This window comes from Lacicoccus kunmingensis DSM 17847, assembly GCF_059568765.1.
In genome coordinates this window covers 1-15,383 of the sequence record NZ_JCANUC010000001.1, presented here as the reverse complement: position 1 = coordinate 15,383, position 15,383 = coordinate 1, and the positions used below count along the sequence as shown (strand labels likewise).

Below are 15,383 nucleotides of genomic sequence, written 5' to 3'. Positions count from 1 at the left end.
CTAATCTAGAGAGTTTCACATATTGATTTTACCATATATTTAAGAATTGTTAAGAGTAATTCTAAATAATTAATATTGCAATGACAACTTCTTTCATATATATTATGGATTCATGAGGTTAATTTCTTAAGTCTTAATAGAGGTGTGACAATTGTACAAAAACTTAAAAATTGTGGCACTCATAACCACTATAGCCATGGTCTTCGTCCAGGTGGGCGGAGCACTGGTAACCAAAACAGGTTCCGCAGATGGGTGCGGCGATTCCTGGCCATTATGTCACGGTAAAATGATACCGAGTGACTGGCCGATAGAAACGATTATCGAAATCGCTCATAGAGGTGTTTCCGGTATTGCAATCATCCTCCTTGCCATACTATGTATCATGGCATTGAGACAAATACCCGAGAAGCGCGAAACCAAGTTCCTTGTTGCTGTATCATTTGGTTTCATCATCATTCAGTCATTGATTGGTGCCGCAGCTGTAGTTGGAATATGGGAAGGCGATTTTGTACTCGCAGCACATTTTGGCATATCACTTATATGCTTCGCTGCAGTATTCCTGTTGACATTACTGGTTTTCGAAGTCGACTTGAAATTCGAGGCAACAAAATTGAAAGTCGGATCATTTTTAAGATACAATACGATCTTCGTAACAATTTACATATATTTCGTTGTTTATTCGGGCGCTTTGGTCAGACATACTGACTCATCACTCGCATGTCTAAGCTGGCCGCACTGTAAACCCGGCCACATCATGCCGACAAACTTCTACGAAGCAGTCCAGATGGGACACAGAGCACTCGCAGGACTCGCAATTATATGGATATTTCTTATCATGATTCACGCAATCAGACATTACAGCCAGTACCGCGTACTGCATTACGGATGGATCATCGCATTCATTCTTATAATGTTACAGATGATTACAGGCCTGCTCAGCGTATTCACAATGGTGAACATCTTCATCGCACTGATGCACGCACTGTTCATCACATTACTTTTCGGATTGCTGTGTTACTTCATCATGTTACTGTCGAGAACAAAATGATATAAAACATTTTAAATCCAGTCCAGCGGCTGTAAGCTTGCCAGGCTGGATTTTTTGATTTTATTTTGCAAGGCCCGTTTGGATGAGGTTGTATTTCGCGCTGATGGAACGTTTTTATGCGACAGGTGTTTAGATAGAGGTAGTTTTCTCGCTATCTTTACATTTTACGGGTCATTTCTGTTTAGTTAGAAGGAATTTTACTGCTATTGGAACAGCGGAAATTTATGACTTTTATAAAAATAAAGCCCTCCCCGCTCATATGGAACGGATGATCATCTCAAGTGAGCAGGCGGCCACCCCGCACTGCCGCTCGCCCCCTTCAAATACAAACACAAAAAAAACAGCTGGACCTTCAACAGGTCCAGCTGCCTTGCTATATTAATCCCTCTCAATTACTCCTGCTTTTCTTTCACCCAGTTGATGATACCTCCGGCAAGCAGTATATCTTTATGGCGGTCGTTCAGGCCGTGCGTGACTTCGACTGTCTGTCCGGTGCCTTTTATTTCCACCTCGAATGTGTCGTCACTTCGTATATTGTCGTGTATATTTCTGAACTCGAGTACAGCGCCGTTCTCGATCAATTCGTACTCGTCATCATTGACGAATGTGAGTGGCAGTATGCCGAAGTTGATCAGGTTTTGGCGGTGGATACGTGCATAGTCTTTCACCAGCACGACTCTGAGCCCTAAATATCTTGGTGCAAGTGCGGCGTGTTCCCTGCTAGAGCCCTGCCCATAGTTATTACCGCCGACGACCATATGGCCGCCTTTCTCTTTCAACTCTTTCGCGTCGTCGGTATATGTTTCGTCGACTCTTTCAAATGTAAACTCACTGATTTCATGGATGTTACTGCGGAACGGCAGCACTCTCGAACCGCCGGCAAGTATTTCATCCGTAGAAAGATTGTCGCCGACTTTAAGCAGTACCGGCAAATCGAAGCTGTCCTGAATCGCATCGAAGTCCGGTATCTCTGTAATATTCGGACCTTTATCGAGTTCGATTCCGCTGTTATCTTCAGGCGGTGCCTCCATCAGGAAATGGTCGACCTTCGGCGCAGGGTCCGGAATTTCAGGATAATCCATATCCAGCGTTCTCGGATCCGTAATTTTACCTGCGAGGGCCGAAGCCGCTGCCGTTTCCGGGCTGCATAGGAATACGGAATCCTCGACCGTACCCGAACGTCCCGGGAAGTTCCTCGGCGTCGTCCTCAAACTGTTGTGGCCCGTCGCCGGTGCCTGGCCCATTCCGATACAGCCGTTACACCCTGCCTGATGCAGGCGCGCCCCGGCCGACAGAAAATTGGCAATATGGCCGTTTTCCACGAGCTGCTGCAGCATCTGTCTTGACGTCGGGTTGATATCGAACGATGTACCCGGTGCAATGACACTGCCCTTCACAATTTCACTCGCAATCGCAAAATCATGATACCCCGGGTTTGCTGATGAACCGATGTATGACTGGTAAATCGGATCGCCTGCCACTTCGCTGACCGGTACCACATTATCCGGACTCGTCGGCTTGGCAATCAGCGGCTCCAGCTCCGACAGATTGATCTGTTCATATTCATCATACTCAGCACCCTCGTCTGCCTTCAGTTCATACCACTCGTCTTCGCGCTCCTGAGATTCAAGAAACTTCTTCACCGCTTCATCCGAAGGAAATACCGTTGCCGTCGCACCGAGTTCCGCACCCATATTCGCAATAACGTGGCGATCCATCGCCGACAGGTCGTCAAGTCCATCGCCGTAATACTCGATGATTTTTCCGACACCGCCTTTGACACTGTGACGGCGCAGCATTTCCAAAATCACATCTTTTGCACTGACCCAATCCGGCAGCTTACCTGTAAGTTCAACGCCCATCACTTTAGGCATCGTGACATAATACGGCTGGCCGGTCATGGCAAGCGTCACATCAATTCCGCCGGCACCCATGGCAAGCATGCCCATCGCACCGTTCGCACACGTATGGCTGTCCGATCCGAGCAGCGTCTTACCGGGCTTTGCAAATTCCTGCATATGGACCGGGTGGCTCACCCCGTTCCCCGGCTGGCTGTAATGAACGCCGAATTTATTTGAAGCACTGCGTAAAAAGTTATGGTCATCCGGGTTACGGTAATCATCCTGAATCAGATTGTGGTCCACATACTGTGCGGAAACTTCCGTACTGACCTTATCAATCTTCATCGCTTCAAGCTCCAGCATCACCAACGTACCTGTCGCATCCTGCGTCAACGTCTGATCGATATTCAGGCCAATCGTTTCGCCGGTCTTCATTTCACCGGAAACCAAATGGTCCTTAATTAACTTCTGAGCAACATTCAGTTGCATCTTAACCCCTCCTCTGGTTATTTCTTCCTTATCAGTCATATTCACTTAACTGGAGATGTTAAACTTACAAACTGAAATCAGTACTTTATTTCAATAAAAAAACACCAGCCACTCATGTGACTGGTGCCTCCATTTATATTAGTCCTTCTTTTCAACAAGGGCCATCAGGTCATTCGATTCGACGCTATCGCCTTCATCAACGAATACTTCCGTAACCGTTCCGGCAAATGGCGCCTTGACGGAGTTTTCCATCTTCATCGCTTCAGTGATGATGATGATGTCTCCTTTTTCAAAGGAATCTCCGGCTTTGAATTTCATCGAGCTGACCGTACCCGGCATCTGTGCACCGATGTGGCCGATATTTTTAGGATCCGCTTTTTGAAGTCTTGCAACTTTCGACTCCACACTTTCATCCTTGATTTTAACTTTACGCGGGAAACCGTTCAGTTCGAAGTACATCCAGCGGTAGCCGTCCTCATGGACGTGACCGATGGACAGCAGGTTGACGATTAACGTCTTACCTTTATCGATGACGATTTCAAGCTCTTCATTTTTACGCATACCGAACAGGAATGTCGGTGTATCGAGTCTGTCCACGTTACCGAAGCTCTCATTCGTCGTAACGAAGTTTTTGTAAACTTTCGGATACAGTGCGTAGCTCAGTATATCCTGATCCGTCACTTCAGTTTCCTGGAATTCTGCAATCTCTTCACGGAGCGCATCAAAATCGATCGGCTCCATCATTTCACCCGCACGCTCTTTAAGCGGCTCAGTGCCTTTCAGCACAAGTTTCTGCAGATCTTCATTGAAGCCTGTCACCGGAATACCGATTTCACCTTTGAAAAAGCTCACGACGGAATCAGGGAAGTCCAGATGTGCACCGCGCTTGAACAGTGAATCCTCATCCAATTCATTTTGTACCATGAACAGGGCCATGTCACCGACAACTTTCGATGACGGTGTGACTTTGACGATATCACCGAACAACATATTCACTTTCTGGTACATCTTCTTCACTTCGCCGTATCTTTCGCCCAGACCCATGCTTCTTGCCTGGGACAGAAGGTTTGAATACTGTCCGCCCGGCATTTCGTGCTGGTAGATTTCAGTATGCGGGCTCTTGATATCACTTTCGAAGTCCACATAGTACTTACGCACATCTTCCCAGTACTGGCTGAGTCTTTCCAGACCTTCAACATCCGCGCGGATATTTCTGTCTGTACCGTCTAACGCGTAGGACAGACTGTTCGCGCTCGGCTGTGAAGTGAGTCCGCTCAGCGCACCAAGTGCAGTATCGACCACATCGACACCCGCTTCAATCGCTTTTGCATATGTGAATACGCCGTTACCGCTCGTATCATGCGTATGCAGGTGAATCGGGATATCCACCGTCTGTTTCAGTTCACCGATCAGCTCATAAGCCGCTTTCGGTTTCAACAGGCCGGCCATGTCTTTGATCGCAAGAATATGAACGCCCTCTGCTTCAAGTTCTTTCGCCATGTTTTTGTAGTAGTCCAGAGTATAGACATTTGAACGTTCCGGATTCAGGATGTCGCCTGTGTAACAGATCGCACCTTCTGCAACTTTGCCTGTTTTAAGTACCGCCTGGATTGCAGGCTTCATCGCTTCCAGCCAGTTCAGCGAGTCGAAAATTCTGAATACATCGATACCGCTTTTCGCACTTTCGGCAACAAACTTCTCGACAAGGTTATCCGGATAGTTTTTGTAGCCGACTGCGTTGGATGCACGCAGCAGCATCTGGAACAGTACGTTGGGAATATCTTTTCTCAGTGTCGCAAGACGGCTCCACGGATCTTCCTTCAGGAAGTTGTACGCCACATCAAACGTCGCGCCGCCCCACATCTCAAGACTGAATGCGTCTTTCAGATCATGCGCAGTATATGGCGCAATCTTCTTCATATCATATGTACGGACACGCGTCGTCAGTAACGACTGGTGTGCGTCACGCATCGTTGTATCTGTAATGAGGGTCTCGTCCTGCGCTTTCAGCCACTTGGCGAGACCGTCCGGTCCGCGTTCATCAAGAATCTGCTTTGTACCGTCAACAATTTCAGGTGTATAATTCGGAATTCTCGGCGGATCGAATTGGGGCTTCTCTCTTTTTTCGACACCAGGGAATCCGTTCACTGTAATTGTAGAGATATATTCAAGCGTCTTCGTACCTCTGTCCTTCGGCTTTTCAAACTCGAATAATGAAGGCGTCGTATCGATGAACTTCGTCGAGTAGTCCCCTTCAAGGAAGTCTTTATCTTCAACTACGTTCAGAAGGAACTGAAGGTTCGTCTTGATACCTCGGATACGCATCTCTTTCAGACTTCGCGCCATCTTTTCATTCGCATCTTTATAAGTCAGTCCGTGAGTGGACAGCTTTACAAGCAGTGAATCATAGTAAGGTGAAATTTCAGCACCCTGGAATCCGTCGCCGGCATCCAATCTGACACCGAAACCGCCGCTTGAACGGTAAGCCATGATTTCACCCGTATCCGGCATGAAGTCATTCAGCGGATCTTCAGTTGTAATACGGCACTGTACCGCAAAGCCCATCAGCGGAATATCCTTTTGCTGAGGCATGCCGATTTCTTCACCAAACAGGTCCTTGCCGTCTGCCACCTGAATTTGTGTCTTGACGATATCCACACCTGTAACCATTTCTGTAATCGTATGCTCAACCTGAACACGCGGGTTGACCTCTATGAAATAAAACTCGCCGTCCGCCACTAAAAATTCAACTGTACCTGCGTTGACGTAGCCGATCTGTTCAGACATATCTTTTGCCGCTTCACAGATTTTTTCACGGAGTGCATCCGTCAGTCCGACTGAAGGTGCCACTTCCACAAGTTTCTGGTGGCGTCTTTGCACTGAACAATCTCTTTCATACAGGTGCACGATGTTACCGTGTGTATCACCGATCACCTGGACTTCAATATGTTTTGCTTTATCAATATATTTTTCAAGATAGATTTCCGCGTTACCGAATGATTTCAACGCCTCACTCTTCGCACGGTCATAACTGTCTCTCAAGTTATCTTCTTCATTGACGACGCGCATACCTTTACCGCCGCCGCCGGAAATGGCCTTGATGATGATCGGGTAACCATTTTCCTCAATGAATGCCTCAACTTCGCTGAAATCCCGGACTGCATCTTTACTGCCCGGAATGATCGGCAGACCTGTTGAGATTGCCGTTTCACGTGCACGGACTTTATCACCGAACATTTCAAGGTGACGCACTTCAGGTCCGATGAAAATGATGCCTTCCTCGGCACAGCGTGTTGCGAATTCTTTATTTTCACTTAAGAAGCCGTAACCCGGATGAATGGCATCCACTCCGGCGTTCTTTGCCACTTTTATGATTGCTTCTATATTAAGATAGCTTTCAGTCGGCGATAAATCCGGATCGACCAGATAAGCTTCGTCCGCCTTATAACGGTGCAATGCACCTTTATCCTCATTACTGTAAATTGCGACAGTCGTTATATTGAGTTCTGTTGCAGCCCTAAAAATACGAGTCGCAATTTCACCCCTGTTCGCAACGAGTAATTTATGTATCTTGTTCATAAGAAATTCCTCCCAAAAGCATAATGAACTTATTATATAATAAAAATTATAAAATTCACACTATTAATTGAGAATAAAAACCGGTAATTTTAAATCACCGGTTAATGCAGCCCTTCTTTTTCTTTTTTTACGTGTTTTGCAGCGATGATGAGAAGCCCTACTGCTATTGAAACCGACAGGAATGAAGAACCCCCGTAACTGAGTAGCGGGAGCGGCACACCTGTCAGTGGAATTATTTTTGAAATGCCGCCGATGTTGACGAACAGCTGCAATGTAATATACAGTGCCACACCGACACAGACGAGGCTGTAAAACTTATCTTTTGATACTGCTGCATATTTCAATGCTTTGAATATTAAAATCATGAACAGCAGGATGACGAAAAATACACCGACGAGGCCGAGCTCTTCAGCGAGGACCGCAAACACGAAGTCCGTATGCGGCTCAGGCAGATAACCGAGCTTCATCACACCGTCGCCGAGTCCCGTACCGGTCAAGCCCCCGTGTGAGATGGCAATCAGTGAATTCGTCAGCTGATAACCCGCACCCATCGGATCCACAAACGGATTGATGAACGTTTCGATACGGGCGATCTGGTAATCAGATAAAACCTGGCCCTGGAACAAGTAGGAGATCAATATAAGAACTCCGGTAGCTACAGTAATCACAAGCCCGGTTTTCATGATGAATTTAAGCGGCACACCGGAATATATGAATATACCCATGATAATGGCTGCAACCACCATCCATGTACCGAAATCGGTGAGCAGTACAAGACCCGAACACGCCCCGATGAACGTCAGCGGATAAATGTAATCCTGAAGCTCCATTTTGGAAAGTGATATTTTCTTATCATATATATATGCCATATAGATGATGACAAGCACTTTGAAAAATTCCTGCGCCTGCAGGCTGAGCGGGCCGAACTGGATTCTGTTTCTCTGTCCGTTGACCACATCACCGAAAAACAATGTGTAGAGTAAAAGCAGCATGATGATAACAATTGCGGTAAGCTGGAGTTTTTTATCTTTGAAAATTTCACCGGACATGAAGTAGCTCATAAAGAAGACGATGGAAAAGCCAAGAATGATGAACATCCCCTGCCTTATGTAAAAGTGTTCCGGCGAAGAAAAATTGTCGTTATTTGCCGCCATGACCATGCTCGAACTGTAAACCATCACGAGTCCGATCAGACTGAGCAGTACATATATGATGATGATCGTGAAGTCTACATACTTGGAATAAGCTTTGACGTATTTGAAAAAATCTTTAACGTATTGCACATTGTTCCCTCATTTAAAAAAGTCTAAAGATTAAATTTCTTTAGACTCAAGTTTTTCTTCCTGCATATATAAATCATGGACTTTGGAAACTTCTTTTTCCAGGCGTTCCAACAGCTCACGTCCATCGTCTGCATCAACAAGCCCAAGACGTACGGCGAAATTCACTTCTTTTGAAAGTCCGAACATTTGGGTATCTAAAACTTCCTCGTAGACCGGGCATTGGGGCATCGTCAAATTGTCCATCTGAACTTTAATCAGCTGTACAATACGATCAGCGTCTGCTTCAAGCTGTTCATATGCCTGATGGCGCAATTCTTCTTTCATGGACACACTTACCCCCTCTTTTAACTATAATAAAAATTTTATATCACCGACGTTAAAAATGCAAGGAATCAAAAGACTAGAAATTCATTAATGACGTATTATATCAAACTATCTTTTGATATAATGAACAGTATAAGGAGCGATTTTATATGGTTATACAGATTCTGGGAGATATCAAGTTTCAAATTACATTAGATCCTTCAACATGGATTTTTGATGATCGTAAAATTACTTTGGAAGATGCGCTTGAAGCTTCACATGATGACGAAGGCATCTCATTTTCCGACAATACGGAATGGAACCGCCAGATTATTGAAGGCAGCAGCAAACCGCCAACTTTGAAGTCAGAAAAGAAATATAAAAATTCACAGCTGCTGGAAGAGACATTCATCATCAAGCTGGATACTTTTCTCGAATATACTGAGCCGGAACGCGGCGAAGATGCGATGATTACATATACACATGACGAAGGCACGACGATCCTTCCGTATAATGAACGCAGCAGACACTACGCACAGTTCAGTAAAGACGGTAAGAGAATGTATGATGACAACATGATCGATCTGGTCATCATTTCAGATAATAATATTGAAACCAGACTGCAGCATGTCACTGGTATCTCCATAAATTAAAAATCACGCCGGGAATTTCCCGGCGTGATTTGTTTATATCAGCTCTGTTTTTGTTTTGGCGGTATATTGCCCGCCTGGCGTTCTCTGTGCAATCTGAATCTGTACAGTCCAAGTACTATCGCTGCAACAATCAGACTTTCTGCAACCGGCAGAAATGCACCGAAGAAAGTTAAAACCAAAGCGCCGAAGAACATTGCGATATAAACGACAACATTTTGCCAGAGTTTGATCTTACGGGCAAACCCGAGCACATAAACAAGTATGCATAAGGCGAATATTGTGACAAACAGCAGCCACATTCCAGTCTCCGGATTCGTATCCAGGCCGTAAAGTCTGCCGAAAAAAGTCAAGCGCTCATTGACATTAACTGAGGCACTCGATAATACAGCTGGGAGAAACACTTATACTCACTCCGATTCAAGTCTTATCTTTTCTTTCTTCTGTGCACGTTCTCTTGCACCTTTATCCAGAATACTCTTTCTCAATCTTACAGTTTCCGGCGTCACTTCTACAAGTTCATCATCGTTAATAAACTCCAGTGCCTCTTCAAGCGTCAGGGTGCGGGGTTTTTTCATCGTAGCAGTCTGCTCTTTCGTTGCCGAACGGATATTGTTTGCCGCCTTCACTTTTGTAATATTGACCGTCAGGTCGTTATCACGTGAGTTTTCACCGACAATCATACCTTCGTAAACATCAGTACCCGGCTCCATGAAGTTCGTACCGCGGCCTTCAAGCTGCAGTATCGCATAAGTGGATGCCGTACCTTTATCCATCGATACAAGCACACCATTACGTCTGCCGCCGATCTGACCTTTGATGAGCGGACGGTATTCTTCGAATGTATGGTTCAATATACCATAACCGCTTGTCATGGACATAAATTCAGTTCTGTAGCCGATAAGGCCTCTTGCTGGTACTAAAAACGTAATACGCGTCTGGCCGTTGCCGGTGTTCACCATATCCAGCATTTCGCCTTTACGTGCACCAAGTGATTCGATGACGCCGCCTGTATTATCTTCAGGCACATCAATCTGAACACGTTCAAACGGTTCACATTTTACGCCGTCAATTTCTTTGACGATAACGATTGGTTTCGACACCTGGAGTTCGAATCCTTCACGTCTCATGTTTTCAATCAGTATAGATAAATGAAGTTCGCCGCGGCCTGAAACGATCCATGCATCCGGCTGGTCGGTCGGCTCCACTTTCAGTGACACATCCGTTTCAAGCTGCTGATCCAGACGCTCCTGAATCTGGCGTGCAGTGACGTATTTACCTTCACGGCCTGCGAACGGTGAGTTGTTTACAGAAAACGTCATCTGAAGTGTCGGCTCATCAATTCTGAGTACCGGCATCGCTTCCTGATGGTCTCTTGGTGTCACCGTCTCGCCGACGTTGATATCTTCAAGGCCGGAAAGCGCGATTAGGTCGCCCGCCTTCGCGTGCTCGATTTCCAGACGGTTCAGACCGAAGAAACCGAACATCTTGGTTACTCTGAAGTCTTTCACCGTACCGTCGTTTTTAATCAGTGAAACCTGCTGGCCGACTTTTATTTCCCCGCGGAACACACGGCCGACACCGATACGTCCGACGTAGTCGTTATAGTCAAGCAGTGCAACCTGGAACTGCAGCGGTTCATCACTGTTGTCGACTGGTGCAGGAACATATTCCAAAATACTGTCGTAGATGGACTGCATGTTTTCTTCCTGCTTCTCCGGTTCAGGCTCAAGGCTCGCTGTACCGTTGATCGCTGAAGCATAAGCAACAGGAAATTCAAGCTGCTCATCATTCGCATCAAGTTCGATGAACAGTTCAAGCACTTCATCGATAACCGCTTCAGGTCGTGCTGAATCCTTATCGATTTTATTCACCACGACTAGCGGCTTCAAATCCTGTTCGAGTGCTTTTTTCAAGACGAAACGCGTCTGCGGCATCGTACCTTCGTATGCATCCACAACAAGGATGACGCCGTCCACCATTTTCATGATACGCTCCACTTCGCCGCCGAAGTCTGCGTGTCCGGGCGTATCGAGGATGTTTATTCTATGATCTTTATAGTCAATCGCGGTGTTTTTCGCTAAAATTGTAATACCGCGTTCTCTTTCAATATCATTTGAGTCCATCGCACGATCTTCTACATGCTCATTCTCACGAAATATACCAGACTGTTTCAATAATTGGTCTACTAATGTCGTTTTTCCATGGTCAACGTGTGCGATAATTGCAATATTACGGATATCTTCTCTTAAATTCATCAAGACTTTCCCTTCGTGTTTAGAATCTTTTCTTTCCTTAACTGTACCATTATATCACAGTACGATTCTGATTCATACAATAGTAATTCTATTAAAAAACAGACTTTTGTGCTATACTCAGTTGAATAATGAACTTTAAAGGAGTACATGGCAATGGAGAAACCTAAATCAAAACTTATCTTTCTGGTACTGGCTGTACTTGCCGTTTCCATGATGGTCGCTTTCTCAGTCTTTGCCGCTGAAGCGATGTGGATATTTGCAGCCATCACTGTCCTGATCTTTATCGGTATTTTCGGCGTCGGTTTCACACTCAAGAAAAAGTACCGTGAAAACGGCTGGTTATAAAAACTACAAATTTCGTATTTCTGCATCTTTTTTACTGCAGAAACTGAATTTCCGCTGAACAGAAATCTAATTTCTGTTCTTTTTTTATGTCCAAAATCAAATTGTTGCGTTTTGACGACAATTTGATTGTTATGCACAATAAAAACAGTACTGCAAAGGGGGATAAAAACATGCGTGAAAAGAATGAAAAACTGAAAATTTATGAGTTTTTGTACAACCGCTTACCGTTCACCGAAGATGAAACGAAGGAGTATCAGGCCCTGTGCCGCTCCGAAGCCCTTGAAGAAGAGTTCGAACAATATTTACAGGACATCAACATGAAAAACATCGATATTTACTGGCACTCGGAAGTCTTTGTCGACGGCGAGCGTGAATTCGTCCATGTCCTTCTCATTACGGACTACTGCTATTACATATTCATCCTTCATGAATTGGAAGGCAGCCATTACGTCAACCCGTTCAATATATTGTGCTCAGACAGCCATGAAGCCGTGCTGGATTTAAACCGCAGTGATAAGCTGTATCAGATGTTCAAAGCCCAGCTGATCGATGAAGGCGAGTTCCAGCGCCCGATCATCGTCAAATATGTCATGATGAATGACCGCTTCACAATGAAGTCGCGTAAGAGCGACCTGTTTCTGTCTAAAGAAAACCTGCCCTACTATTTAAAAGCCATCGAACATTCAGCCGTCATTAAAAATAAAAACACGCCCATGCCCGGCTGATCTGTTTCAGCCGAATACGTACAGTTTCAATATGAACATGTTCACTCCGGGCGTGCGGTGTGCCGCATGTACATCACACGACCTGACCCTGTTCAACAGCAACATCATCCAGTGCAACGTCTGCCACACCATCGACAGCCTGCATGCACTGGTGGGCGGGTATTTCTTCTGTCTTGAAAAGCTTGAGCGGTGTCGTGAATACCGCCGGAGTGACATCCAGCTGCATATCGGTTTTCATTTAAATAATTATGCTTACAGAAAAATCACGGAACACTTCTTTGAAAAAGTGTCGGCGAGGAAGTACAGGTTTACAGGTGGTGGAAGATCTTATGGTTCTTGATGAACAGCTCGTCTTTTCTGAAGTACGCTGTGATTTCATCGTGGATTGTGCTGTTGGCGGCGAGGATGCTGTTTGTATCGAGTAGTCTGAGGTCGTCGCCGAGCAGTGTCGTCGTGATGCCCCCGACTTCATGCAGAATGATGGCGCCGCCCGCAAAATCCCATGGGTGCAGCCTGTAGAACAGTGCCGCACTGCTGGTGCCGCGTGCAACGTTGACAAATTCAAGCGCAGCCGAGCCGAGTGAGCGTGTGCTGCGTGCATTTCTCACGACTTCGATGAACGGGGTGTTGATGCCGTCACGTATTACCCAGTTCGTGTTGGTCGAAATGAGTGATGACTCGAGATGCGACTGTTCAATGTCCGGCAGCAGCTGATCGTTCTTGTAGGCCCCGTGCTCGAAAGCGGCGTGATAGAGGTCGCCTTTCATAACGTCCAGTATAAGCCCGGCATATGGCTTGCCGTCAATATAGATGCCAATGGAAATCGCAAAGTTTTCCATCTGATGGACAAAGTTGAGTGTACCGTCGATCGGATCGACGATCCAGAGGACGCCGTCTGCATCGGTGATGTCACGGCCATGGCCCTCCTCACCCACAATTCTGTGGTCGGGATAGCGTTCTTCAATTCTGTTATTTAAAAAGACCTCAGTTTCTTTATCTACATCCGTGACGAGGTCATTCGGATTTTGTTTACTGTCGATGCTGAATTCTTCTGTCATGCGCTGGCGGATGAACTTGCCGGCTTCCTGTATGGTTTCTTGTGCGAATTTATAGATTTCCATAAAATACACCTCAAAAGTTTGATTGGTTTCATTTATTATTTTATCATAGTTCACAAGCATATTATTAGAAAGGAATCATTATATGACTAAATACCGCTTTACAAATAAAGATTTCGACACTTTTAAAATTGACGGGCTCGATGCGCGCATGGAGGGCATCAAAGAAGGCCCCCGCGTCAAGCTGTATAACCTTGGCGATCACTTCGCAGGATTCCTTACGGACCTGACGGGAGACGAACAGTTTCCACACGTTGCGATGCACGCCCGCCGTAAGGTGAATCCGCCGGATGATACTTGGGTTGCGTTCTCGACGAACAAACGCGGCTACAAAATGATGCCCCATTTCCAGATCGGCCTGTGGGGCGACCACGCCTTCTGCATGTACGGTGTCATCTATGAGTCACCGGACAAACAGAATGTCGCTAAGAAATGGCTGGATGATTTAGACCTGTTCAGGGAGATGCCTCAGAATTACTCCATTTCTTTAGATCACATGAAGCCGTCCAAGCCAGAACTGTCCGGGCTGTCCGATGAAGATCTGGAAGCAGGACTCGTCCGTCTCCGCTATGTGAAAAAAGGCGAGTTTTTAGTCGGGAAAGTTTACCGTCCGGGCGATGAAGCACTGAAGTCCGATGAGGCTTTCATCGAAGACCTTGAAAAAGTCATGATCGAACTCATGAAATTCTACTGATGCGGTCGAAGAATGTTAAGCTGCTGCATCTTGACATTTTAAACCGGCGAACACTCCTGTCAGATGAAGACAGTAAAGATTTGAATGAATACCGGCGGGCCATGCGGGCGAGCTGCAGTTTGAAGGCATTCAACATGCGGCTCGATCTCACCTGCAATCTGGTTTTTATTCACCCCGAACAGACGATTTGCAATTTACCGGATCACCCGAACATCTACACCCGTACCAATCTGAATAAACGTCTCCGGCATCTGCTGAAGCCGAACCGGTATAGATTACACCCGCTTCGTCGAGATGCTTGACACGAGGCGCATATTCAGGTCCGCCTATGACAGCGACGCCAATGTCAGTTTTGCCGCGCCCGCCGGCGGTGTGTTCTGTGCGGATTGTGATAACAGCCGGGTGAACCGGGATAAGTTCGTTTATGATGGGTGCGGGGTCGGGATGACAAGTCCTGAAGTCGTTCAGCAGCTGATTGGCGAGTTGCGTGTTCTCAACTCAACTTGGAGGCTATCATCCAGTAAGATTGAAAAATATAGTGGAAATACTTTTAGCAGTGCCACTGTACGTCGATATGGGAATAAAGATCTAATTGAATACTGATATTCAGAGCTTGCCTGCTCATTCGTTGAAAGTCTTTCTTACGAGTGAGCAGGTTTCTTCTTGAGCTGCTCACTTAGCTTCATTTCTCAGGCCAACTGAGCAGGTCCACGCTTAAAAGTATCAAAAAACGCCACGCCAAAAAACGCACCCAGACTTCCCGGGCGCGCCTCTCAATACTGGCTCTATAATAAATACGGTTGATGACTGAAATGTCATGGACCGTATTTTTATGTAAAAGGGTATAAAAATGGCGCAAATGTTCTTTATAATGAAGTCACCACAACTCACAGAAAGGAAACATTTACGCCTATGAAGCATTTTATACTATCTTTACTCCAAATGAAAGAGGATAATATCGATTTTACGAATACATCAGTGAAAGAAATCAAGCACAAGGGGATTAAGTCTCTGTTCATTACCGCCAAGCTGACGTACGATCCGACCCAT

Annotated in this window: 14 protein-coding genes; 6 read left to right on the top strand and 8 right to left on the bottom strand. The window is 45.8% G+C overall.

What is annotated here, in order from left to right; genetic code table 11:
• The first annotated feature begins 151 nt into the window (after positions 1 to 151).
• Positions 152 to 1,048, top strand: coding sequence for a COX15/CtaA family protein (locus BO48_RS00070; RefSeq protein WP_496365394.1), 897 nt, complete (start codon positions 152 to 154; stop codon positions 1,046 to 1,048).
• Positions 1,049 to 1,440: 392 nt separating this feature from the next.
• On the opposite strand, the gene BO48_RS00065 is transcribed toward BO48_RS00070, so the two are convergent.
• The 4 genes from BO48_RS00065 to BO48_RS00050 all read right to left on the bottom strand — a co-directional run bounded on the left by BO48_RS00065 (position 1,441) and on the right by BO48_RS00050 (position 8,564).
• Positions 1,441 to 3,378, bottom strand: a complete 1,938-nt coding sequence (locus BO48_RS00065) for an aconitate hydratase (RefSeq protein ID WP_496365392.1) — start codon at positions 3,376 to 3,378, stop codon at positions 1,441 to 1,443.
• A gap of 138 nt (positions 3,379 to 3,516) precedes the next feature.
• Positions 3,517 to 6,957 (bottom strand): pyruvate carboxylase, encoded by a 3,441-nt coding sequence (locus tag BO48_RS00060; RefSeq protein ID WP_496365391.1) that lies wholly within the window; start codon positions 6,955 to 6,957, stop codon positions 3,517 to 3,519.
• Between the two features lie 101 nt (positions 6,958 to 7,058).
• Positions 7,059 to 8,240 carry an FtsW/RodA/SpoVE family cell cycle protein gene (locus BO48_RS00055; RefSeq protein ID WP_496365389.1) on the bottom strand — a complete coding sequence of 394 codons (1,182 nt, stop codon included), beginning with the start codon at positions 8,238 to 8,240 and terminating at the stop codon, positions 7,059 to 7,061.
• A gap of 30 nt (positions 8,241 to 8,270) precedes the next feature.
• Positions 8,271 to 8,564 (bottom strand): Fpa/YlaN family protein, encoded by a 294-nt coding sequence (locus BO48_RS00050; RefSeq protein ID WP_496365388.1) that lies wholly within the window; start codon positions 8,562 to 8,564, stop codon positions 8,271 to 8,273.
• 149 nt (positions 8,565 to 8,713) lie between these two features.
• On the opposite strand from BO48_RS00050, the gene BO48_RS00045 reads away from it, so the two are divergent.
• The gene (locus BO48_RS00045) at positions 8,714 to 9,196 is read left to right on the top strand and encodes a hypothetical protein (RefSeq protein WP_496365387.1); all 483 of its coding nucleotides are present in this window, start codon (positions 8,714 to 8,716) and stop codon (positions 9,194 to 9,196) included.
• Positions 9,197 to 9,234: 38 nt separating this feature from the next.
• Here BO48_RS00045 and BO48_RS00040 read toward each other — a convergent pair whose 3' ends face one another.
• The gene (locus BO48_RS00040; RefSeq protein WP_496365385.1) at positions 9,235 to 9,597 is read right to left on the bottom strand and encodes a YlaH-like family protein; all 363 of its coding nucleotides are present in this window, start codon (positions 9,595 to 9,597) and stop codon (positions 9,235 to 9,237) included.
• 6 nt (positions 9,598 to 9,603) lie between these two features.
• The gene (gene typA, locus BO48_RS00035; protein ID WP_496365383.1) at positions 9,604 to 11,454 is read right to left on the bottom strand and encodes a translational GTPase TypA; all 1,851 of its coding nucleotides are present in this window, start codon (positions 11,452 to 11,454) and stop codon (positions 9,604 to 9,606) included.
• Positions 11,455 to 11,604: 150 nt separating this feature from the next.
• On the opposite strand from typA, the gene BO48_RS00030 reads away from it, so the two are divergent.
• On the top strand, positions 11,605 to 11,796 hold the full coding sequence (locus tag BO48_RS00030; RefSeq protein WP_496365382.1) for a DUF5325 family protein: 192 nt from the start codon (positions 11,605 to 11,607) through the stop codon (positions 11,794 to 11,796).
• 170 nt (positions 11,797 to 11,966) lie between these two features.
• The gene (locus tag BO48_RS00025; RefSeq protein WP_496365380.1) at positions 11,967 to 12,521 is read left to right on the top strand and encodes a hypothetical protein; all 555 of its coding nucleotides are present in this window, start codon (positions 11,967 to 11,969) and stop codon (positions 12,519 to 12,521) included.
• Between the two features lie 73 nt (positions 12,522 to 12,594).
• Here BO48_RS00025 and BO48_RS00020 read toward each other — a convergent pair whose 3' ends face one another.
• Both BO48_RS00020 and BO48_RS00015 read right to left on the bottom strand, forming a co-directional pair.
• Positions 12,595 to 12,759, bottom strand: coding sequence for a hypothetical protein (locus tag BO48_RS00020; RefSeq protein ID WP_496365379.1), 165 nt, complete (start codon positions 12,757 to 12,759; stop codon positions 12,595 to 12,597).
• A gap of 70 nt (positions 12,760 to 12,829) precedes the next feature.
• Positions 12,830 to 13,642: an inositol monophosphatase family protein gene (locus BO48_RS00015; RefSeq protein ID WP_496365378.1), complete on the bottom strand. Its 813-nt coding sequence runs from the start codon at positions 13,640 to 13,642 to the stop codon at positions 12,830 to 12,832.
• An 82-nt stretch (positions 13,643 to 13,724) separates the two neighbouring features.
• On the opposite strand from BO48_RS00015, the gene BO48_RS00010 reads away from it, so the two are divergent.
• Positions 13,725 to 14,333, top strand: coding sequence for a YktB family protein (locus BO48_RS00010; protein WP_496365376.1), 609 nt, complete (start codon positions 13,725 to 13,727; stop codon positions 14,331 to 14,333).
• 294 nt (positions 14,334 to 14,627) lie between these two features.
• Positions 14,628 to 14,936, top strand: coding sequence for a hypothetical protein (locus BO48_RS00005; RefSeq protein ID WP_496365375.1), 309 nt, complete (start codon positions 14,628 to 14,630; stop codon positions 14,934 to 14,936).
• The last annotated feature ends 447 nt before the right edge of the window (positions 14,937 to 15,383 follow it).